This window comes from Bacillus sp. AFS029533, from assembly GCF_002585125.1.
Taxonomy (GTDB): Bacteria; Bacillota; Bacilli; order Bacillales; family Bacillaceae_G; genus Gottfriedia; species Gottfriedia luciferensis_B.
In genome coordinates this window covers 1-19,631 of sequence record NZ_NUQC01000021.1, presented here as the reverse complement: position 1 = coordinate 19,631, position 19,631 = coordinate 1, and the positions used below count along the sequence as shown (strand labels likewise).

Here is a 19,631-nt window from a genome sequence, read left to right as displayed (position 1 = left end):
TTCTTGTATTTCAACTTCAGCTCGTTTTCAAATTTTACAAAAAAATTTTTTAATCATTAGAACTTGTAAATTCTTGTCTATCGAAAACATTTATTAAAATGTTTCTAAATCAAATACAATTATCTTAGTTTCTGAATATTCTTTCATTTATTTTTAGCAATAATATCTTCAAAGTTTTCAAGAAAAAAAACTTGAAAGGGGAGTAAGATGATGGAATTGGACCAAAACTCTAGTACGAGTATGAGTCAAAGCAAATACTCGGAAGTTGCAAAATCTCATGAGTTTAAACAGTTACTGAAAGCAAAAAGAAAGTTTATTCTACCAATGTCTTTATTCTTTTTTTGTTTTTACATTGCATTACCTTTAATGACTTCTTATTCTAAAGCACTAAATACAAAAGCAATTGGGGAAGTAACATGGGCATGGTTGTTTGCATTCGCTCAATTTATTATGACATGGGTGTTATGTATGATTTACAGTAAGAAAGCTGAATCCTTTGACAAAATGGCAGATCGAGTATTGGAAAAGTTAAATAAAGGAGGGGAGGAAATTTGAATACGACGGCATTTACTTTATTTTTAATTATCGTACTTGGAACGCTAGTTATTACATATTACGCTTCTAAAAAAACAAAAGACGCGAAAGATTTTTATACTGCAGGCGGTGGATTGACTGGATGGCAAAATGGATTTGCAATTGCAGGAGACTATATGTCAGCGGCATCCTTTTTAGGAATTGCAGGTGCGATCGCTTTAACTGGATTCGATGGATTTTTCTATAGTATCGGATTTTTAGTTGCATACTTAGTCGTTTTATATTTAGTAGCAGAGCCTTTACGAAACCTTGGAAAGTACACGTTAGCTGATATGATTGCTGCGCGATTTGATCAAAGAAAAGTAAGAGGGGTAGCCGCCTTAAACACAATGACGATTTCAATCTTTTATATGATTGCACAACTAGTTGGTGCTGGTGCACTGATTAAATTATTACTAGGAATTGATTATACGACTGCTGTTTTAATAGTAGGTATTTTAATGACTGTATATGTAATATTTGGAGGTATGAGGGCTACTAGTTGGGTGCAAATCGTAAAGGCAATCCTTCTCATGCTTGGAACGTTAGTCATTTCAATCATCGTTTTTGCTAAATTTAATTTCAACATTAATGAAATGTTTAGCCAAATGAGAACAGCAACTCCTCTAAAGGACTCGTTTTTAAATCCAGGTGTAAAATACACAAATGGACTAGATACAATTTCACTTAATTTAGCACTGGTTCTTGGAACTGCCGGGTTACCTCATATATTGGTCCGATTCTTTACAGTGCGTGATGCGAAAACGGCACGAAAATCAGTCGTTTATGCAACTTGGTTAATAGGAGCATTTTATATCATGACGATTTTCCTTGGATTTGGGGCAGCTGCATTTGTTGGGAATTCTGAGATTATAAAAGCAAATCCTGCAGGAAATATGGCGGCGCCACTATTAGCAGAAGCATTAGGTGGTAACTTTTTATTTGCTTTTGTTTCAGCTGTAGCATTTGCAACTATTCTTGCAGTAGTAGCAGGGCTAGTATTAACTGCTGCATCTGCCTTTGCACATGATTTTTACAATGAAATCTTAAAATATGGTAAAGCAACTGAAAAAGAGCAAGTTTCAATGGCTAGATATGCTTCGATTGGAGTTGCTCTAATCTCAATCTTACTTGCAATATTTGCACAAACATTAAATGTTGCCTTTTTAGTATCCTTAGCATTTGCTGTTGCTGCGAGTGCGAACTTACCAGTCATACTCTTTACAATCTATTGGAAACGTTTTAATACGACTGGCGCAATTACTGGTATGTTAACTGGATTAATATCTGCAATCTTACTAGTAGCGATAAGTCCAAATATTTGGAGTCCAATTGAAGGAAAAGCCATTTTTGTTGGAGATCCACTAATAAATTTAACGAATCCAGGGATTATATCAATTCCTTTAGGATTCATAGCCGCTTATTTAGGTACAATTCTTTCAAGTAAGAAAGAAAATGAAGCTAAATTTGATGAAATTCTTGTGAAGTCTAATACTGGCCATGGTATATCGAGTATTTCAACACATTAATCATAATTAGAAAAAAAGAAACTGAAGAAAATTTCTCAGTTTCTTTTTTATTTAGGACACAAATTAATTTACTCATCACTTTGTTTTAATTTTAAAGGTTTCGTAGAGATAATCGTTTCAATGTTTTTACTGATTAATTTATTATTTTTACGATTATCAATTCTTGCTTTTGCTATTTCAGCAAGTTCGCGTTCTTCTTCGGTTTCAAGAATGATAGAGGGAACTGGTACCGTTTTATTATCTTTCATTCCAACAAATGTTAAAAATGAAGTAGCAGCAACTCGGCGATTGCCTGTTATCAAGTTCTCTGCAATCGCTTTTACGAAAATTACCATAGATGAAGTTCCTGTAACTACGACAAAGGATTCATAAGAGATACAATCCTCTTCTGTAACTGGATGTAAGAAGTCTACATGGTCGATCGAAGCAGTTACACATTTCAATCTTGAATGCTTAGAAGCAGTAATTGAAGCAGTCATATCCATGTCAGCGAGAATTTTTCCACCAAATAAAGTTTGGTGATTGTTTAAGTCTGTAGGGAAAACTCGAACAGTCAAAGCTGAACGTGATTCATGGCAATATTTTGAACTCATAAATTCACACCTTTTATTAGAATAATGATATTTTTACCAATCTATTTTTTATTAAGCGTAATTATGAGATGAAATTTTCATTCGAAATATTATCCTATTCAATGAATCAAATACTACATAAAGTAAAACATAAATAATAGGTGATCTTATGTATAGAATTGGTTCAAGGATTGTTAAAACGGCGTTAGGGAGTGCAGTTGCAATTTTTATTGCACAATCGGTGGGAGTGCATTTTTACTCGTCTGCTGGAATATTAACAATATTATGTATACAAACTACTAAAAAGCGTTCATTAGATACAGCGTTGAGAAGGTTTTCTGCATGCGTTTTGATCATCCTTTTTTGTATTTTTTTCTTTCATATTTTTGGTTATACACCTTTAGCGATTGGAATATTACTATTATTTTTTATTCCAAGCTTAGTAAAGCTTAAAATTCAAGAAGGAGTCATTTCCAGTGCAGTGATCATGCTACATCTATATGGTCTAAAAAAAATTACAGTTCCAATAATAGTAGATGAGTTAACTGTAATTGTAATAGGAATTGGTGTAGCTTTACTTTGTAATTTATATATGCCTAGTTTAGATGAGCAAATAAAAAACTTTAAAGTACAAATTGATTCTAAATTTTGTTTTATTTTTGAGAAGATTTCTATTTATTTAAAAGAACCAGCTAATAAATGTTTTTTAGAAGAATATGATGAAACAGTAAAATTGCTTCAAGAAGCGAAAAGAATTTCTAAATTAGAAATCGATAATCATTATTTTAAATCATCGAATGATGAAGATTATGAATACTTTTTATTAAGAGAACGGCAACTTGAAATTATTCACCGTATTATTGACACGGTTTGTGACATTAAAGTGAGTAACGAACAATCTCATATTTTATCCAAATTTTTTAATGATTTAAGCTTTTCAATAAATCCAATTATAAGTGGTGTAATTTGCTTACATCAGTTAGAAGAAATCTATCATATGTTTCGTGCAATGCCACTACCACAAACATCTGATGATTTTGAAACTCGAGCAGCGGTTTTAACCATCATCAATGAAATGGAAAGTTTCTTGATTATGAAATCAAAGTTTAAGGGAAAATACGTTAAGTGAATTTAAAAAGGAGTTGCTTTATTTGCTTAAACTAGTTCTGTCACTACTTTTAGTAATTGGTCCAGTATGGCCACTTGGACAAAATCCAAGGGTAGGTGAACCATTTATTATTATTAATAAAGAAGTAAATAATTTGGCATATATAGAAGATGGTAAAGTACTAAGGATTTATCGAATTGCTACAGGAAAAACAGCAGATTTAACTCCTGAAGGTATTTTTAATATTACATATAAAGCCAAAAATCCATATTGGCGCAAAAAGAATATTCCAGGGGGTGATCCTAAAAATCCTCTAGGAACTAGATGGATTGGTTTTGACGCATTAGGTACAGATGGTTCGATTTATGGTATTCATGGAAATAATGACCCTTCATCAATTGGTAAATATATCTCAAATGGATGTGTAAGAATGTACACAAATGATGTGAATGAACTTTTTGATAAAGTCCCATATGGAACGAAAGTGTTAATCACAACATCAACAAGTTCATTTGAACAACTAGCTCGTGAACAAGGTGCAATCAGATAATAAAGAGGATTCATCATCAAAATCTCAAGATCTTAATGATGAATCCTCTTTTTCCATTGTCCTCTTATAACATAGCAGCGATACCTGCAAGTAAAGTAGTAGCAAGCATTGAAATTAACATAATCATCACAACTACTTTTTGTGTTTTTTTTCTCATGTGATTACCACCTTATATTAAAGAATTACAATTTATTAATTATTTTATTAGAATAATACAAGTGTTGTCCTATTTTAGCATATATAGGATATTTTTTACACTCTAAGCTTATTTATTAGTAACTCCCTGATTAAACGTGATTCATCAGATTGCTGTCTTTTAACGAAATAAAAAAAGGGCTCATAAGCATTTTTAGCTTACGAGATATCCCTTTTTTTCTTAAAATGTAATTAAAATTTTACTTAATTCCAACCCCATCAAATGCTTTATTTACTGTAGTTACTTCAGCTGAGCTAGTACCGAAAAGGTCAGAAGCTGCTTTCACACATGCTGCACGTGCTTGACTGAAAGTAGAAGAAGCTGTTAAGTAAACGGTATTTGCACGATAGAAAATTTGAGCTAGTTTATCATTTCCGATTCCTGTAACAGTCACACCATAAGCAGTTCCACCTTGAGCAATTAAATAAGCAGCTTTATTAATAATACCGCTATTTGTATGAACTCCTCCATTGTCAGATGTTCCAGTGTAACGATTTGCATAGTTATCTGGATCTCCATATTTAGTTGGATTACTCATCGAACGAAGTGCATCACCTGCAATTTTTGGCGTATAAATATCTTCACCAATCTCGTAATCAGGATTTTTATTATTATAGAACTCTATTAAAGTACCAAAAATATCAGAAATTGCTTCGTTTAGTGCACCAGATTCATTTTGATAAGTTAAATTTGAGCTAGTTTCTGTTACTGCATGTGTTAACTCATGTGCAACTACGTCAATACCCCCTGATAATGGAATAAATGTTGTACCGTCACCATCGCCATAAACCATTTGCGTACCGTTCCAAAACGCATTGTTGTAATTACGGCCATAATGGACACTCGATTTTAATGCACCGCCTTTATTATCATAGGAATTACGATTAAAAACATTTTTATAATAATCAAATGTTAATCCAGCAAAATAATGTGCATCGACTGCAGCCCCATCATAAGTGCTATTTAGAAGGTTATCAGGACTTGTCCAAAGTGTACCAGCAAGACGTTGTCGGTTTGCCGCATCATAAGTGAAAATACCACCTTGGGCTCTAGTATTATCTTGTAAATAATAAGATGAACCCGATTGGGTCATATTTAGTGTTTTTGTATCACCAAGCACGCCAACTCCTGTTCCAGTTGTATTCGTACTACTTGCTGTACCACCTGGTTTTGCAGCAGGGGCACTACTATCTGCTTCATCTAAGTTATTATAGCTATTTAATATTTTTCCTGTTGATGCATCAATGAAATAATTAAAGTTTCCAGGTTTGGGAGAAAGGAAGTTTAAGTTTACAAGGTAAGCGTAAGATGCTTCATCACCATTTGTGTAAACTACTAGATCAGCTGTAGGGTCTTTTTCATAGATAGGAGAATAACCAAGGTCGGCTTCTGCAATTTTAATTGATTTGTTGGCATTTACTTTCTTTTCAGATTTCAATCCTTTTTTCGTATCTAGATTAGGAGCTACGGTACCAGAGAAAGCTGTTAGAACACCATCGTCTGCAACTAATGCTGTTTGAGTAGAACCCCAAACAGGTACACCATTATATACTTGTTGTAGTCGAAGAGCGGTTCCTAACAGATCTTTATTACTAGACTTAATGATGAATGATTCTTCGGAGGATTTCGAACCAAGTTTAAATTTATCTTTATTAGCATTCACATATCCAAGTACAATGCTCTCAGGACTTTGAGTTGATGACTTTGTCAGCTGTCCTGATACAAATTCAGGAGATCCTACAGATTCATTATACTTGTAGCTAGATAACACATTTTTTGGTGCAGCATATGTATTTGTGACTGAAAAACTACTTGCTGCTAATCCTAAAGATAACCCAACTGCTAATACTTTTTTGTTCATTTAATTTCCTCCCTAGTTAACAAATAGTAATAACGAGCTAATATTATCATGTAATCTAGTAGGCTTACAAACTACAAAAAACTACAATAATTTCACTTTTTTTGGAAAAATAAGTCTTTTATATCGGGTTTATTTAACCACTCGATTGATAAGTAGTTATATTGTTTTATGAAAAGAGAAAAGTGAGGGGAATGCCGTCGAACTTTTTTAATAATTTTGGTGTTAAGTTTAATGGTTCCATGATTCAAAATCATAGTTCATTTTCTTTGTTATCTCTTAATATACAGGTGTATACTGCTACGGTTTTTAATCATGTTTGTCCACTTTCTTGAATATTGTTTAAATAATAGCTTATGTACTTTTGAACAGATGAAAGTACATAAAAAATCTCATATGTTTCTAAAAAAAGCATTGATTTGAAGGAGAGGGCAAAAAAATGTTCACAAATATAGATCATATGGCAATCTGTGTAAAAAATTTAAACGATAGTATTAAAAAATATGAGGGCGATTTAGGTTTACCATACTCATATCGAAAAATAGTTGAAGAAGAAGGTGTAGAAGTCGCATTTTTTAAAACAAATAAAATTAATATTGAATTAATCCAACCACTTTCATCAACGAACCCTGTACATAAATATATTGAAAAAAAAGGTGAAGGATTGCATCATATTGCTTTTCAAGTAGATGACATCGAAAAATCACTATTAGAACTAAAAAAACGCCAATTCAATTTAATTCATCATTCACCACGAAATGGGAGTGAGGGTTCCAAAGTTGCCTTTATACACCCTAAACAATTCGGAGTATTAATCGAAATTGTTCAAAAAAGGGGGGAGTTTAATGAGCAAGTATGATGATCTTTATAGACTATATGAAAAGAAATCTGAAATAGAGCAAGGTGGAGGATTTGAACGGATTGAGAAACAACATGAACGTGGAAAGTTTACAGCACGAGAAAGAATAGACATGCTATTAGATGAAGGGAGTTTTGTTGAGTTATTTAGTTTTGTCCAGCATCGTTGTTCAGATTTTGGAATGGATGAACAAAATGGTGCATGTGATGGAGTTGTCACAGGTTACGGAAAAATTAACGATCGTACGGTCTTTGTTTTTTCGCAAGATTTTACTGTGTTCGGCGGTGCTTTAGGTGAAATGCATGCGAAAAAAATAAGTCAATTAATGGACATGGCAGTACAGTGTAAAGCTCCGATTATTGGTTTAAATGATTCAGGTGGTGCTAGAATCCAAGAAGGTGTCCTTTCTTTAGATGGTTATGGACATGTTTTTTATCGAAATACAATTTATTCAGGGGTCGTACCACAAATTTCTGTTATTATGGGGCCTTGTGCTGGTGGTGCTGTCTATTCCCCAGCAATTACTGACTTCGTAATCATGGTCAATGGAACTAGCCAAATGTTTATTACTGGACCAAAGGTAATTGAAAGTGTAACAGGTGAAAAAATCACTGCAGAGGATCTAGGTGGAGCTAAAGTCCATAACGAAATAAGTGGTAATGCTCATTTCCAAGCTGAATCAGAGGAAGAAGCTCTTAAAGTCGTTAGAAATTTAATAGAGTATTTACCGGCTCATTGGAAAGAAAAAGCACCTACTAAAATGAAAACTGAAAAAGATATAGATGACTTAATGGAGCTAATTCCTGATGAAAGTAGTCGACCCTATGATGTTAAAAAAATAATAGAAATGATTGTAGATGATGATTCCTTTTTTGAGGTTCAAAAAGATTTCGCTAAAAATTTAGTTATAGGATTTGCTAGATTAAATGGTGAAGTAGTAGGACTCGTTTGTAATCAACCTAAATTTATGGCTGGAGGATTAGATTTACATTCAGCTGATAAAGGGGCTAGATTTATTCGTTTTTGTGATAGTTTTAATATACCAATCATCACTTTTGTTGATGTGACAGGGTTTTTCCCTGGTGTAAAACAGGAGCATGGAGGTATAATAAGGCATGGTGCTAAGCTTTTATACGCGTACTCTGAGGCAACAGTTCCAAAAGTTACAGTCATTACGAGAAAAGCATTTGGTGGAGCATATGTTGCATTAAATAGTAAATCGATTGGAGCGGATTTAGTATTTGCATGGCCAAACGCTGAAATCGCTGTAATGGGTGCTGCAGGTGCTGTAAACATCTTATACGGAAAAGAAATCTCTCAAAGTAAACGACCAGAAGAGTTACGATCAGAATGGATGGAACAATATAAAGAGAAATTTTCTAATCCTTACGTTGCTGCAAAATACGGTTTAGTTGACGATGTTATTGATCCAAGAATGACTAGAAAAAAGCTTATTCAATCTTTAGAAGTATTAAAAAACAAAAATGAAAAGCGCCCAGCTAAAAAACATGGTAATATACCTTTGTAGACATTTTTTTACATATACAATTTGGAGGCATGACACAAATGATTAATGAACAACGTATAGTCGATGAATTTTTAGAATTAGTACAAGTAGACTCTGAAACTAAGTTTGAAGCTGAAATTGCAAAGGTTTTAAAACAAAAATTAGAAGCTCTTGGAATGAATGTTTTTGAAGACGACACGATGGGTGTTACAGGTCACGGTGCTGGAAATATTGTTGCTACAATTCCTGCTACTAAAGAAGGCGTTGACGGTATTTTCTTCTCATGTCATATGGATACAGTAACTCCAGGTAATGGAATCAAGCCATCAATCAAAGATGGATATATCGTTACTGACGGAACTACAATTCTAGGTGCAGATGATAAAGCTGGTATCGCAGCATTTTTAGAAGCTTTAAAAATCATTAAAGAACAAAATATTGAACATGGTGAAATCCAATTCATTATCTCAGTTGGTGAAGAATCTGGATTACATGGTGCTAAAGCAATGGATCCAAAATTAATCACTACTAAATTTGGATATGCATTAGATAGCGATGAAGAAGTAGGTAACATTATCGTAGCAGCTCCAACTCAAGCTAAAGTAATTGCTACAATTTATGGTAAAACAGCACATGCAGGTGTTGCACCTGAAAAAGGCGTTTCAGCGATTACGATTGCTTCTAAAGCAATTGCAAGAATGCCACTTGGTCGAATCGACGAAGAAACGACTGCTAATATCGGACGTTTCGAAGGTGGAAGTGCAACAAATATCGTATGCGATCAAGTGAATATTTTAGCTGAAGCTCGTTCATTAATCGGTGAAAAAATGGAAGCTCAAGTAGCTAAAATGAAAGCGGCTTTTGAAGAAGCAGCTACTGAAATGGGTGGACGTGCTGAAGTAGAAGTTCAAATTATGTACCCAGGATTTAAATTTGGTGAAGGAGACCACGTTGTTGAAGTTGCAAAACGTGCAGCAGAAAAAATTGGACGTACTCCTGCATTACAACAAAGTGGTGGTGGATCAGATGCGAACGTATTCGCAGGTCACGGTTTCCCAATCGTAAACTTAGCAATCGGTTATGAAGAAATCCACACTACAAATGAAAGAATGCCAATTAAAGAGTTAGTAAAAACTGCTGAAATGGTCATTGCAATTGTAGAAGAAGTTGCTAAATAAATAAGTAAAAAGAGGGCTGTCTTATCTGTCAGATTAACTGATAAATAAGCGGCCTCTTTTTAATTTCTGTTAAGGTAGCTTGTTGATTTTTTTATTCAAGTAAATGGCAGGTTAGTTGAAGAAGGAAAAGCCTAACTATTTAGTGGAAATTATAAACTAAGAGGTGATTTTAAGGTGGAATTATATGAAAAAGTAGATACTGTTAAAAGTCGAGAAGATTTGATAAGTTTAATTTTCCACTTGAGAATGGATTTAAAAAATAATAAAGAAAAGTGGGAGAATATAACACTTGAAGACTATTGCGGATATCCTAATTGCTTCAAGTATGTACGAATAATCTTTAACTAACCCATGCGATTCTTCAATAGAGGATGGTTTTTTCTTATTCAACAAAATGGCAGATTAGTTGAACAAGGAATGATATAATTATGCTAGATTATTTACGTATTTAGGAGGCGATAAAGATAAAAGTCATAGCTATTATAATCATTGCTCTCGGAATATTTGGGGTATTATTTTCATTATTCGCTCCTAAAGAAAAAATAGATTCATCTATATCCGAAGTTGGAACAACACCTGTAGAAGCTATATTAAATTCTATTATAGTAAAATCACCAACCATCTTAAAAAGAATCGTTCTACTGATATTTTCATTGTTTTTTATAACTCTTTCAATTTTGTTTTTTGTTGAAAATTAAACCTTATTAAGCTAAAGAAAGCGTTAGTTCAATAGTAAAGCAATGCAGATCCAATATCTCTTAAAAGTAGAGGAGAACATAATAATGAGAAAGATGACATTGAAACTAACAATTGAAAAAAAAGAATATATTATTGAAGAAGATCAAAGATATATTTTTGAATTTAAGTCAGGTTATGAACTTAATGATTCTGAAAATCCATATTGCAAATGTTTAGTAATTGATCTTTCACTTGCTCTTATAGATGATGATGGAAGAAGTATTCGTTTCTATGTTTTGGATGAAGAATCAGGTGAAGATTATCTAATTGCACAAGAAGAACTTTTATCGATAATTAATATTTAATTAATTGTTCTTACCCAACTAACGCATGCTTTAGTTGAACAAAATGATCGACTTAATAGTCCATTTTTTATTGAGCTAAATTGCAGGTTCGTTGAATAAAAATTGGATGAATTTATAATGGTAGTACCAATCGATTATTCAATTCAGTAATTAGTTAGACTATATTTTTCCATTGTTAAGACTCTACTTTCAACGTTTTTGCAGGTCAAATGGAAGCTCCTATAGTGATTCTTATAAAAGCTATAGGAGCTTCAATGACAATTGCTGGGAAAGAATCCCCCCATAAAGACTCCATTTGTAAAGTCAGCAAACCAAAATAAAACAATTGAACAGTAGGGGTTTCATTTTAAAGCTTGAGAAATGCTAAGAAAGTAAAATAACTTTTCAAAGAAGTTATTTAAAAATTTGAGAGTGTTATTCATTAACAGAGTATTCATTTTAAGAAAATTTATTGTTTTATATTATGTTTTTCTTTTCTTTTCTTTGAAAAATTTCAATTAAAGTCTTATTATTTGCATTAATCTCAACTAGTTCTGATTTTATTTGGATAAATTCATTGTATATTTTTTCTAATAACTCACTATTAAGTGGTAGCTCTAAATTTTCTTTTTTTGGTGCGGATTTTTGAACTGAAATTGAATTAGGCTGATTGATCATTCCAAGATCCTGTACAGATTTCATTAGCGAATCATCTTTAAAAAGGTTTTGTGCCATCCTCATAATTGAACCCATATCTATAGTAGTTTCATTTGCCGTAAGCTTATTTGCTAGTTTTATAATACTTTCTTTTTTTAAATCATTAAAATCACTTGATTGAGCGGGTGTTTGCTCACTATTCTCTTTATCATTATTCATTTTAAAAGCCCACCTTTATATAAATTCGAAAAAAATTTAATTTCCTAAAAATAACCTAGAAGATAATTAAATCATATAAATATCTTCTAGGTGCTTTGCCCAAATTTAGATGGGCTCGTCTTTATTCTACGTGCAATTGATTAACTGCATCCAAGTGTTGCACAGATAGCAGCTAAAATAGGTGCTTGCTCAACACCCAGTAATGATGCTAAAAGCAATGCAACCAAAAGTACTACTACAATAAGAAAAGTTGCAAGGTTGAATGTCATTTTTTTTCCCCCTTTCATTCGAAATAGTAGAATTAAATGAAATCCTTAACAGGACTATCATATTTTATACATATGTTTAATAGGACAAGCTTGTCTATGACTTTGACCTATTATATTACTTGGTAATTTTTTACATTTATTGCTATCGTTGACGAATCTATCTTAATTGTGTATTTGGCTAAAGTTTTTTGAGAGTTTTAGATCTAACTTATGCATAAATTGAACAGTAAAATCAGATGAATAGTCGATTTTTTATTGCCCTAAATGGCAGTATAGTTATCTAAGGATTCTTTGTATATAATTATACTATTTATATAAACTTTTTAGCCGGGAGTTGTGTAGTTACAAAATGGATTATAAAAATTTAATAAGTGTTGTAAAAGTATTAGAACAGAATAATATTAAATATGCACTAGGAGGCAGTGGTTTACTTTTAAGTTTAGGATTGACTAATGAAGTAAATGATTGGGACATCACAATTGAAAATCCAAAGAATGAATTATTAAACGTACTTAAATCATTTGATATAAAAGAAATAGATAGTGGAGATTACCCGTTTGCAAGTAAATATAAATTTCTAGTACATAATGTTAATCCTAAAGTTGAAATAATAGGTTATTTTTCAATTAAAACATCAAATGGAGTTTGTAATTTGCCAACAATATCGGTAAAAGAGTGGAAAAATATTCAAATTGGTAGCCCAGAAGTGTGGTACGTGGCTTACAGTCTTATGGATAGAATTGAAAAAGCAAATAAACTTTTCTTCTATTTAAAAGTTCACGGAGCTAATGCAAATATAATAAATCTTATGTTAAAAGAACCCCTGCCAGATTATTTAAAGATAAAGCTTAAAGAATTATTAAATAATTAAAACTTTATCAACTAACGCATGCGCTAGTTGTACAACCTTAAGGAGCTGAGCAATCAGCTCCTGTCTTACTATTTGACAAAAATAAGAAAAGGAAAAGGTATGTAAACATATAAGTTAACTTAAGAACAAATTCTAATTTCTTAAGTGGTAATACCTATTAAGGAAAATAAGGGGGCAAAAAGGAGATTTTGGAACGAATTAATAAGCACATTATTCAGATTAGGCCTTGGGAGGATAAAAATCTAGATTTACTTTTTCAAATAAATCAACCAGAAATGATGGAGCATCTCGGAGGTCCAGAGAGTAAAGAACAGATTTTGAATCGCCATAATAGATATCTAAACCTTAGTGATAAGGGATGTATGTTTAGTATAAAATTATTGTCAGAATATAAACCAGTTGGTTCTGTTGGTTTCTGGGAAACAGTTTGGAACGGTGAAAGTGTATATGAAATTGGTTGGAGCGTACTACCAAATTTTCAAGGGAAAGGGATTGCAACAAATGCAGTGAGCCTCGCAATCAACGAAGCATCTGTAGAAAACAAATATAGATATATTCATGCTTTTCCTTCGATTGATAATCCTGCTTCAAATGCAATCTGTAGTAAACTTAATTTCAGTTTGATCAAAGAATGTGAATTTGAGTACCCACCTGGTAGCTATATGAGATGTAATAATTGGCGTTTAGAACTTAACCGACAATAAACCTATAAGATTTTTATAGATATTATATAACTAACGCATGCTTTAGTTGAACAAGATGTTCAGCTGAATATCCGATTTCTTATTTACATAATTTTCCAAAATGAAAGGCGTATAACTAAAACAATTGATATTAATTTTTATATAATAATATTACATTTCGTGTTTTAATTTTTTACCAATATCACCTATTTATAGAGAAACTTATTCTGTGAGTTTCTCTTTTTTTTTTACCCAACTAACGCATGCAATAGTTGAACAAAACTGATGGTCCTATAAAGTAGGAGTGAGTCTAAAATGGGTAAACAATTTGAGGTTCATTTAATAAAAGAAATTGAGAGTTTTGTTTTATGGTATAAGAAAGTAGAGAAATCTTATGTAGAATGGGAGACTGATTTTTTTCACTAGGATAGGATATAAAAACTACAAATAACTTAATTGAAAAAATCCCAGTTGGAAATTGGAGTTCAAATTTAGTTAACAAATTTTTATTTATTTTAGGTAAGGGACAATGAGAGGGAGAACATTACTGAGCAGTTAATTGATCCCCCTACTCAACTGATTGAATTAGCTAAACATTCTTTATCATATAATGACTTTGAGGCAAGATGGCAGATTGCCTATGGACTTGGAGAATTTACAGATTATGAGGAAGAGGTTAAACTGTTTTTCAAAAAATTTATATTTGATGAAGTAGAGTATGTAAGAAGAAGAGCATCATTTTTCGTATGAAAAAAGAAAATAGATAATTTCTTATGCAACTAAAGCATTTCTAGTTGTACAACTTAATTGGCTGTTTAGTCGATTTTTTGATTCAACAAAATGGCAGGATTGTTTAAGATTCATTACTTTTAATAGACCAATAATTCGTTATAATAATAAAGCCCATAAAGATAATGATCTAAGTAATTAAATCACTCTCTAAGGGACTGGTACTGCGACCTTCCCATTCCTTTTTCAGAAGAGAATACTAGGTAGATTTACTACCATTACGTTTACCAATGTTCAAATAGACATAAGTCCTAATACATACTAAAATTAGTAGTTACAATGAGCACTTAATTAATAACTTTTGAAGATTACATATAAGGGGCGAATGAATATGGCAAAGATATTAGCAATTGGTGGAATTGGTGAAGGACATGTGAATCCCATGCTACCAATCATTAAAGCCTGGTGTGAGGACGGGGATGAGGTACACTTCTACAGCACTGAGGATGCCCGTGTCAAAGTGGAGGCCGCAGGGGCAGTCTTTAAGCCCTTCGAAAACTTCCTAGGTGGCGTACGTCAAGAGGACATCTCTCATTTTTTAGAGTTTATTGTTTTGCTCCTTAACTCCGCCGACCATGTCGTGCCGACGGTAGTGGAGCAGGCCCGGCAAGAGGCTTACGACTTTGTGTTCCACGACTCCCTTTTCGGTTGGGGCAATTTAATAGCCCGACTTCTTAAGCTGCCAAACATTGCCTCACATGCTTCCTTTGCTTCCACGGGTAAGAAACCTAAGATGGCAGGTGAGACTCTGCTGAAACAAGTGGGCGACCTCCTAAAGGGAGGAAAGTTTATTCCCGAGATCAAGAGGCTTTCCGCCAATCTTGCCAAAACATATGACGTATCGGGGCCATCAATCAATGAGGTATTCTGTCAGACCGGCCAACTGAATCTGGTCTATACTAGCACTTACTTCCAACCGGATTATGAACGCCTCGATCATTCTTACGTATTCTCTGGACCATCCATTTCCACACGTGAAAGCCATTCGGACTTCCCACTAGACTCTCTGAAAGGGGATGACAGGCCTGTTGTCTATATTTCAATGGGAACTGTATTAGCCAAGAGCGAACCCTTCTTTCGATTATGTCTGGATGCCTTCAGCGATGGGAGCTATCAGGTGGTGATCTCTGCGGGGCGCTATACGGATATGGAACTTTTCCGGAACGCACCATCCCATATAATTGCCCGTCCGTATGTGCCACAGCTGGAGGTATTGCAACGGTCGGCCGTATTTGTAAGTCACGGCGGAATGAATAGCGTATCTGAGGCGTTGTACTACGATGTGCCGTTGGTGCTCATCCCCCATGCTGCCGATCAACCTATTATCGCTGCACGTGTAGAGAAGTTGGGGGCAGGTGTCATTTTGAACAAATCAAAGCTTACCGCCGCCAAGCTGCGGGATGCTGTAAATCAGGCCTTTAACGAACAACGCTTCAAGAGGAGCGCCGCGACTATCGGTCAATCCCTCCGCGACGCTGGCGGCTACCGGACCGCTCTGTTAGCGGCGGATCGATTTCGCCAGGAACGGGGAATAAATTAATAAGAAGTGTTCACCGGATATGAATATCGCTTTATGAATATCGCCGTCTTTTATCATCCGATTAAACAAGATGTCTGCAACAGTAACTAAATAGCCTATGCTCTAGATAAGTCTAAGCTATTTAATATTCTTCCCAGACTACCGCTATCATAAGACCTAACGAAATCTGGTCAATCAGTAAAAACTGGTTGTGATCTTTGCTACTATTAAAACTGGTCCTTCTGTTGTTGGAGGATGGGAACCGAATAAAACTATGGATGATTTCAGTTGGACTCTGGTTAGAGATAGTAAAAATGGTAAATGGCGAATTAAAGATGGAGGATATGCATAAGTCGTAAATTCATTCCTTATACAACTAAAGCAGTGCTTTAGTTAAATTTCACTAGTTGCTTGCAGGTCGTTTTTTATTGAAGTAAATGGCAGATTAGTTGAATAACGAATATAAGAAAAAGGTTACTCCAAGATGTTGGGATTTGATAAAATTGGATTAAGAAAATAGTCATTATACAAGAGAATGTGGAATATTGTAGTGTATTTATTCGAACAGATTTTTCCATTTATCGGAATTGCGGGGGCACTTTTATACGTTATGTTTTCTAAAAAAAATAAGAGATTGAAAATAATTCTTTTATTTGTGATTGTAGCTGTATATTTTAGGTCTTCTGTTTAACACAAATATTTTAAATGCTTTTAATTTCTTTAAGAATGGTTTCAGAATCAATATTATTGGTTTATGTCTATTAGTTGTTACTTCAGTTCTAGTCCTAAATTTTATTCAAAAAGTAAAGAGGCAAAAAGAATTTAAGTAGACTGTTCAACAAAATGGAGGACTGAAGGATCGGCCTATACAAAACAGAGGGGAAGAAAACTAATATGACATTGAAAAATGTATTTATGTCTGCACTAATTGCTGCAATTGTTTCAGTCGTCCTTTTATCAATAATCCGTGCTAGAGGCTTTTATATTCATATGGACACTCTAAAAGGCTTCGTTCTTTTTATTGTCGTTTTCATTGTTAGTCTCCTTTTCTTGAAAAAAAGGTCTGCTAAATAGAGTACATTCCTTATGCAACTAACGCATGCTTTAGTTGAACTAAGACACAAGGAGGAAATAGGATGTCACTTCCATATGTAAAATTTGAAAATACACCTTTATGGAATGTAATTAGTAAAGGCATTGATGACCTTGTTGAAAATAATGATATCGAAGAAACTACAAAAAGAGAGTATATAGTCGTATTTCTGGATAAAAAAGTCCTTTACTTGATAAAATTCTTGTTTACTAGATTATAAAGTTCTTTACTGAATGTAATATTCTAGTAACAAATTAGTTGACCACTATTACAGACAATTGTAATAGTGGTTTTTATTTTGTCTATTTAAACTTTTTCGGCAGTTTAGTTGAAGAATAAAGTAGGTAAAAATTGGTTTGTTCACGAAATAGCATTTGTTAGGAGTTTTTATACGAAGGAGAATTATATAAAAAGATTAATAATATGCGGTATTTTATCTATTGGATTACTTGCAGGATGTGGAAAAGAACCAAAAACAAATGCTGAAACTTTAGTTGATTTGGGTGTACCCAAGAAGATTGCCGAGGTAGTTGGTTCAAACATTATCGAACCTGGAAAGTAATCGAGTAGTTTGCATTAGTTGTGGCTAGGCAGATTAACTGAATAGTATAACAGCGGATAAGAAGGAACTCTAGTGATGTTAGCCGAATAGGATAACAAAGCTAATGGCATGGGCATAAAGCTATTGTTGGCATAATAAAATTTAAAAACGACGATAAAGAAAGGTGAATCAATGATTAAATTAAATAATAAAGAATATAAAAATATTTTCCCATTAATTATTTCAATAAATTATACACCTACGTTTGTTTATTCAGTTTTGCAAGAGATAGTAGATGGTGATGTATTTGTTGATCATATCGAAACTCCAAAATCCATTTTTATTGGTACGAAATCAGGATTCTACTGTGTAATTGGAGAAACATCAAATATTTCTTTTAACTATTGGATAAAGGAATTTTATATTGATAGAGTAGAAGAGAAAGAATTACCTTTTATTTTATATTCTTCATCAGGTTCTTGGAATCAATTAATTAATGACCTTTTAAATAACAAATTAACTAAGTTGGATCGATATTCTTTTACGTTTAAATTTAAAGAAGAAATACTAGATAATTATGAATTACCACAAGACTATTCATTAAAAAAAATTGATGAAAATGTACTTCAGTCAAATGTTGGATTTAAACCAATTTACTATAAGCATTACTGGGATTCTGTTTCAAATTATTTAGAAAATGGTTTTGGAATTTGTGTTTTACATAAAGAAGTGTCTGTATGTGAGTGTACATCTGTATTTGCTAATGAATTATTCTCCGAAATAGACATTGCAACTAAAGAAGAATATAGAGGGAAGGGTTTTGCCTTTATTGCTGCAAAAATGTATATACAAGATTGTATAAATAAAGGTTTAGCTCCTCGTTGGGAATGTGATATTGATAATTTTGGCTCAATACGATTAGCAGAAAAGTTAGGGTTTGAAGAACCTATTCACTATGCAGTATATTTTAAAGAGTAATTTTCACATGCCTTAGTTGAACCTACTTTCAATCAACTCAATTAATACTTGAGTCCAAATTGAAGCAATAAGGAAAGACATCATTGATAACTATTTGGATTCTCGTTTTGTTGTGTCAGAACATTTTAAGAAGGACATTTTTTCTAATAAATGATTCACTAGAAGCCAAGAATTTATTGCAGTTAGAGAAACTTCATCTGAGTACATGAATACCCATAATAGTAAGCTAACATATATCACAGCAGTTTAATTACAATAGATGGGCAGAATTATTACATAACTTTTTTATCAAAAGACAAGTCGGATATCTTTGTAAGTTGATAAATGAATCGGAAAATAAATAAATAAATTCTTATGCAACTACCATGGGAGTACGATATAAACTTCCATTCACTGTTGTGAATCTGAGGATTCATGGATGGCTAACGCATGCGTTAGTTGCACAACAAGAGTTGCTTCGGCAGCTCTTTTTTGTGCAACTAAATGGCAGGTTAGTTGCATAAGGAAGGACTATTTAATCTATAATCGAATAAACCAGTAAGATGTATTTATGGAAAGAAGGTGTTGTATTTTTTGAAAAAATTATTTATTTCATTACTATTTTTATTTATTTTATCAAGTTGTTCTTCGAGTTCTGATTTAAAAGAAACTTTTTATGAACTTAAGATAGTACCCACAGAAAAAATTACTATTTACTTTGATAAAAATACAGCCCATTTTCATTTAGTTTATTTAGAAAAACATAAAAATAAGTGGAAACAAGTTAATGGTGCTACATTATACTCCACTGGAGAAGAAAAAAATTTTGTAATTTCGTCCAATAAAAAACCTTTTTTATACTTTGGTACTATAACTAATCCTGAAGCAGACAAAATAATTGTTGGAGATACAGATGCTACACTTGTTACTTATAACAATAATTTAAGATTATGGTATTACGTTGACTTTACAGCAAAAAAACATTTAAGTATTTATGAAGTTGTTAATGGAAAGAAAGTATTGTTACAGCCTTAAATGTCTTTAAAATGAATTTCCTTATTCAACTAAACCAGCTAATAGT

General features: G+C 32.9%; 23 protein-coding genes. 18 read left to right on the top strand and 5 right to left on the bottom strand.

Features of this window, described 5'->3' with window-relative positions:
- Nucleotides 1-210: 210 nt before the first annotated feature.
- Together COE53_RS11085 and COE53_RS11080 are read left to right on the top strand one after the other, a co-directional pair.
- Nucleotides 211-555, top strand: a complete 345-nt coding sequence (locus tag COE53_RS11085) for a DUF485 domain-containing protein (RefSeq protein WP_069034047.1) — start codon at nt 211-213, stop codon at nt 553-555.
- On the top strand, nt 552-2,102 hold the full coding sequence (locus COE53_RS11080; RefSeq protein ID WP_069034046.1) for a solute symporter family protein: 1,551 nt from the start codon (nt 552-554) through the stop codon (nt 2,100-2,102). The genes COE53_RS11085 and COE53_RS11080 overlap by 4 nt, the downstream gene beginning before the upstream one ends.
- A 68-nt stretch (nt 2,103-2,170) precedes the next feature.
- On the opposite strand, the gene COE53_RS11075 is transcribed toward COE53_RS11080, so the two are convergent.
- Nucleotides 2,171-2,695, bottom strand: coding sequence for an acyl-CoA thioesterase (locus COE53_RS11075; RefSeq protein ID WP_069034045.1), 525 nt, complete (start codon nt 2,693-2,695; stop codon nt 2,171-2,173).
- 148 nt (nt 2,696-2,843) lie between these two features.
- Here COE53_RS11075 and COE53_RS11070 point away from each other — a divergent pair, with 148 nt between their 5' ends.
- A complete protein-coding gene (locus tag COE53_RS11070) occupies nt 2,844-3,803 on the top strand; it encodes an aromatic acid exporter family protein (protein ID WP_069034044.1) in 960 nt (319 codons plus the stop codon).
- Between the two features lie 13 nt (nt 3,804-3,816).
- Nucleotides 3,817-4,332, top strand: coding sequence for a L,D-transpeptidase (locus COE53_RS11065; protein WP_069034043.1), 516 nt, complete (start codon nt 3,817-3,819; stop codon nt 4,330-4,332).
- 64 nt (nt 4,333-4,396) lie between these two features.
- Here the strand turns inward: COE53_RS11065 and prli42 are convergent, their stop codons facing one another.
- Both prli42 and COE53_RS11060 read right to left on the bottom strand, forming a co-directional pair.
- Complete coding sequence (gene prli42, locus COE53_RS23960; protein ID WP_156339731.1) at nt 4,397-4,489, bottom strand: stressosome-associated protein Prli42; 93 nt, start codon at nt 4,487-4,489, stop codon at nt 4,397-4,399.
- Nucleotides 4,490-4,727: 238 nt separating this feature from the next.
- The gene (locus COE53_RS11060; RefSeq protein ID WP_069034042.1) at nt 4,728-6,389 is read right to left on the bottom strand and encodes a M4 family metallopeptidase; all 1,662 of its coding nucleotides are present in this window, start codon (nt 6,387-6,389) and stop codon (nt 4,728-4,730) included.
- A 436-nt stretch (nt 6,390-6,825) separates the two neighbouring features.
- On the opposite strand from COE53_RS11060, the gene mce reads away from it, so the two are divergent.
- From mce to COE53_RS11040, 5 genes are all read left to right on the top strand, one after another.
- Nucleotides 6,826-7,245 (top strand): methylmalonyl-CoA epimerase, encoded by a 420-nt coding sequence (gene mce, locus COE53_RS11055; RefSeq protein ID WP_069034041.1) that lies wholly within the window; start codon nt 6,826-6,828, stop codon nt 7,243-7,245.
- Nucleotides 7,232-8,773 (top strand): acyl-CoA carboxylase subunit beta, encoded by a 1,542-nt coding sequence (locus COE53_RS11050; RefSeq protein ID WP_069034040.1) that lies wholly within the window; start codon nt 7,232-7,234, stop codon nt 8,771-8,773. Before mce ends, COE53_RS11050 begins: the two co-directional genes overlap by 14 nt.
- A 38-nt stretch (nt 8,774-8,811) precedes the next feature.
- Nucleotides 8,812-9,930 (top strand): M20/M25/M40 family metallo-hydrolase, encoded by a 1,119-nt coding sequence (locus COE53_RS11045; RefSeq protein ID WP_098948051.1) that lies wholly within the window; start codon nt 8,812-8,814, stop codon nt 9,928-9,930.
- 174 nt (nt 9,931-10,104) lie between these two features.
- Entirely contained in the window at nt 10,105-10,278 is a 174-nt protein-coding gene (locus tag COE53_RS24565; RefSeq protein WP_483295430.1) for a DUF7660 family protein, read from the top strand.
- A 434-nt stretch (nt 10,279-10,712) separates the two neighbouring features.
- Nucleotides 10,713-10,973 (top strand): hypothetical protein, encoded by a 261-nt coding sequence (locus COE53_RS11040; protein ID WP_091024358.1) that lies wholly within the window; start codon nt 10,713-10,715, stop codon nt 10,971-10,973.
- Between the two features lie 456 nt (nt 10,974-11,429).
- On the opposite strand, the gene COE53_RS11035 is transcribed toward COE53_RS11040, so the two are convergent.
- Both COE53_RS11035 and COE53_RS24330 read right to left on the bottom strand, forming a co-directional pair.
- Complete coding sequence (locus COE53_RS11035) at nt 11,430-11,828, bottom strand: hypothetical protein (RefSeq protein WP_098948050.1); 399 nt, start codon at nt 11,826-11,828, stop codon at nt 11,430-11,432.
- A 140-nt stretch (nt 11,829-11,968) separates the two neighbouring features.
- Nucleotides 11,969-12,097: a hypothetical protein gene (locus tag COE53_RS24330; protein WP_286143842.1), complete on the bottom strand. Its 129-nt coding sequence runs from the start codon at nt 12,095-12,097 to the stop codon at nt 11,969-11,971.
- A 349-nt stretch (nt 12,098-12,446) separates the two neighbouring features.
- On the opposite strand from COE53_RS24330, the gene COE53_RS11030 reads away from it, so the two are divergent.
- The 9 genes from COE53_RS11030 (at nt 12,447) to COE53_RS11000 (ending at nt 19,585) form a co-directional block, all read left to right on the top strand.
- Entirely contained in the window at nt 12,447-12,968 is a 522-nt protein-coding gene (locus COE53_RS11030) for a hypothetical protein (RefSeq protein WP_069034036.1), read from the top strand.
- A 185-nt stretch (nt 12,969-13,153) separates the two neighbouring features.
- Nucleotides 13,154-13,672: a GNAT family N-acetyltransferase gene (locus tag COE53_RS11025; protein WP_069034035.1), complete on the top strand. Its 519-nt coding sequence runs from the start codon at nt 13,154-13,156 to the stop codon at nt 13,670-13,672.
- 1,099 nt (nt 13,673-14,771) lie between these two features.
- Nucleotides 14,772-15,980, top strand: coding sequence for a macrolide family glycosyltransferase (locus COE53_RS11020; protein ID WP_175495654.1), 1,209 nt, complete (start codon nt 14,772-14,774; stop codon nt 15,978-15,980).
- Nucleotides 15,981-16,170: 190 nt separating this feature from the next.
- The gene (locus COE53_RS23955) at nt 16,171-16,311 is read left to right on the top strand and encodes a hypothetical protein (protein WP_175403499.1); all 141 of its coding nucleotides are present in this window, start codon (nt 16,171-16,173) and stop codon (nt 16,309-16,311) included.
- Between the two features lie 542 nt (nt 16,312-16,853).
- Nucleotides 16,854-17,033, top strand: coding sequence for a hypothetical protein (locus COE53_RS11015; RefSeq protein WP_069034032.1), 180 nt, complete (start codon nt 16,854-16,856; stop codon nt 17,031-17,033).
- 62 nt (nt 17,034-17,095) lie between these two features.
- Nucleotides 17,096-17,272: a hypothetical protein gene (locus COE53_RS23950; protein ID WP_175403498.1), complete on the top strand. Its 177-nt coding sequence runs from the start codon at nt 17,096-17,098 to the stop codon at nt 17,270-17,272.
- A 108-nt stretch (nt 17,273-17,380) separates the two neighbouring features.
- Nucleotides 17,381-17,614, top strand: a complete 234-nt coding sequence (locus COE53_RS11010; RefSeq protein ID WP_069034031.1) for a hypothetical protein — start codon at nt 17,381-17,383, stop codon at nt 17,612-17,614.
- Between the two features lie 171 nt (nt 17,615-17,785).
- Complete coding sequence (locus COE53_RS11005) at nt 17,786-18,571, top strand: GNAT family N-acetyltransferase (protein WP_069034030.1); 786 nt, start codon at nt 17,786-17,788, stop codon at nt 18,569-18,571.
- Nucleotides 18,572-19,144: 573 nt separating this feature from the next.
- Entirely contained in the window at nt 19,145-19,585 is a 441-nt protein-coding gene (locus COE53_RS11000; RefSeq protein WP_069034029.1) for a hypothetical protein, read from the top strand.
- Nucleotides 19,586-19,631: the final 46 nt, after the last annotated feature.

What these genes read in the sequence shown, in the direction of transcription:
- COE53_RS11085 (WP_069034047.1), top strand. Translation starts at nt 211, where the DNA reads ATGGAATTGGACCAAAACTCTAGTACGAGTATGAGTCAAAGCAAATAC.
- COE53_RS11075 (WP_069034045.1), bottom strand. Translation starts at nt 2,695, where the DNA reads ATGAGTTCAAAATATTGCCATGAATCACGTTCAGCTTTGACTGTTCGA.
- COE53_RS11070 (WP_069034044.1), top strand. Translation starts at nt 2,844, where the DNA reads ATGTATAGAATTGGTTCAAGGATTGTTAAAACGGCGTTAGGGAGTGCA.
- prli42 (WP_156339731.1), bottom strand. Translation starts at nt 4,489, where the DNA reads ATGAGAAAAAAAACACAAAAAGTAGTTGTGATGATTATGTTAATTTCA.
- COE53_RS11060 (WP_069034042.1), bottom strand. Translation starts at nt 6,389, where the DNA reads ATGAACAAAAAAGTATTAGCAGTTGGGTTATCTTTAGGATTAGCAGCA.
- mce (WP_069034041.1), top strand. Translation starts at nt 6,826, where the DNA reads ATGTTCACAAATATAGATCATATGGCAATCTGTGTAAAAAATTTAAAC.
- COE53_RS11050 (WP_069034040.1), top strand. Translation starts at nt 7,232, where the DNA reads ATGAGCAAGTATGATGATCTTTATAGACTATATGAAAAGAAATCTGAA.
- COE53_RS11045 (WP_098948051.1), top strand. Translation starts at nt 8,812, where the DNA reads ATGATTAATGAACAACGTATAGTCGATGAATTTTTAGAATTAGTACAA.
- COE53_RS11040 (WP_091024358.1), top strand. Translation starts at nt 10,713, where the DNA reads ATGAGAAAGATGACATTGAAACTAACAATTGAAAAAAAAGAATATATT.
- COE53_RS11035 (WP_098948050.1), bottom strand. Translation starts at nt 11,828, where the DNA reads ATGAATAATGATAAAGAGAATAGTGAGCAAACACCCGCTCAATCAAGT.
- COE53_RS24330 (WP_286143842.1), bottom strand. Translation starts at nt 12,097, where the DNA reads ATGACATTCAACCTTGCAACTTTTCTTATTGTAGTAGTACTTTTGGTT.
- COE53_RS11030 (WP_069034036.1), top strand. Translation starts at nt 12,447, where the DNA reads ATGGATTATAAAAATTTAATAAGTGTTGTAAAAGTATTAGAACAGAAT.
- COE53_RS11020 (WP_175495654.1), top strand. Translation starts at nt 14,772, where the DNA reads ATGGCAAAGATATTAGCAATTGGTGGAATTGGTGAAGGACATGTGAAT.
- COE53_RS11015 (WP_069034032.1), top strand. Translation starts at nt 16,854, where the DNA reads ATGACATTGAAAAATGTATTTATGTCTGCACTAATTGCTGCAATTGTT.
- COE53_RS23950 (WP_175403498.1), top strand. Translation starts at nt 17,096, where the DNA reads ATGTCACTTCCATATGTAAAATTTGAAAATACACCTTTATGGAATGTA.
- COE53_RS11005 (WP_069034030.1), top strand. Translation starts at nt 17,786, where the DNA reads ATGATTAAATTAAATAATAAAGAATATAAAAATATTTTCCCATTAATT.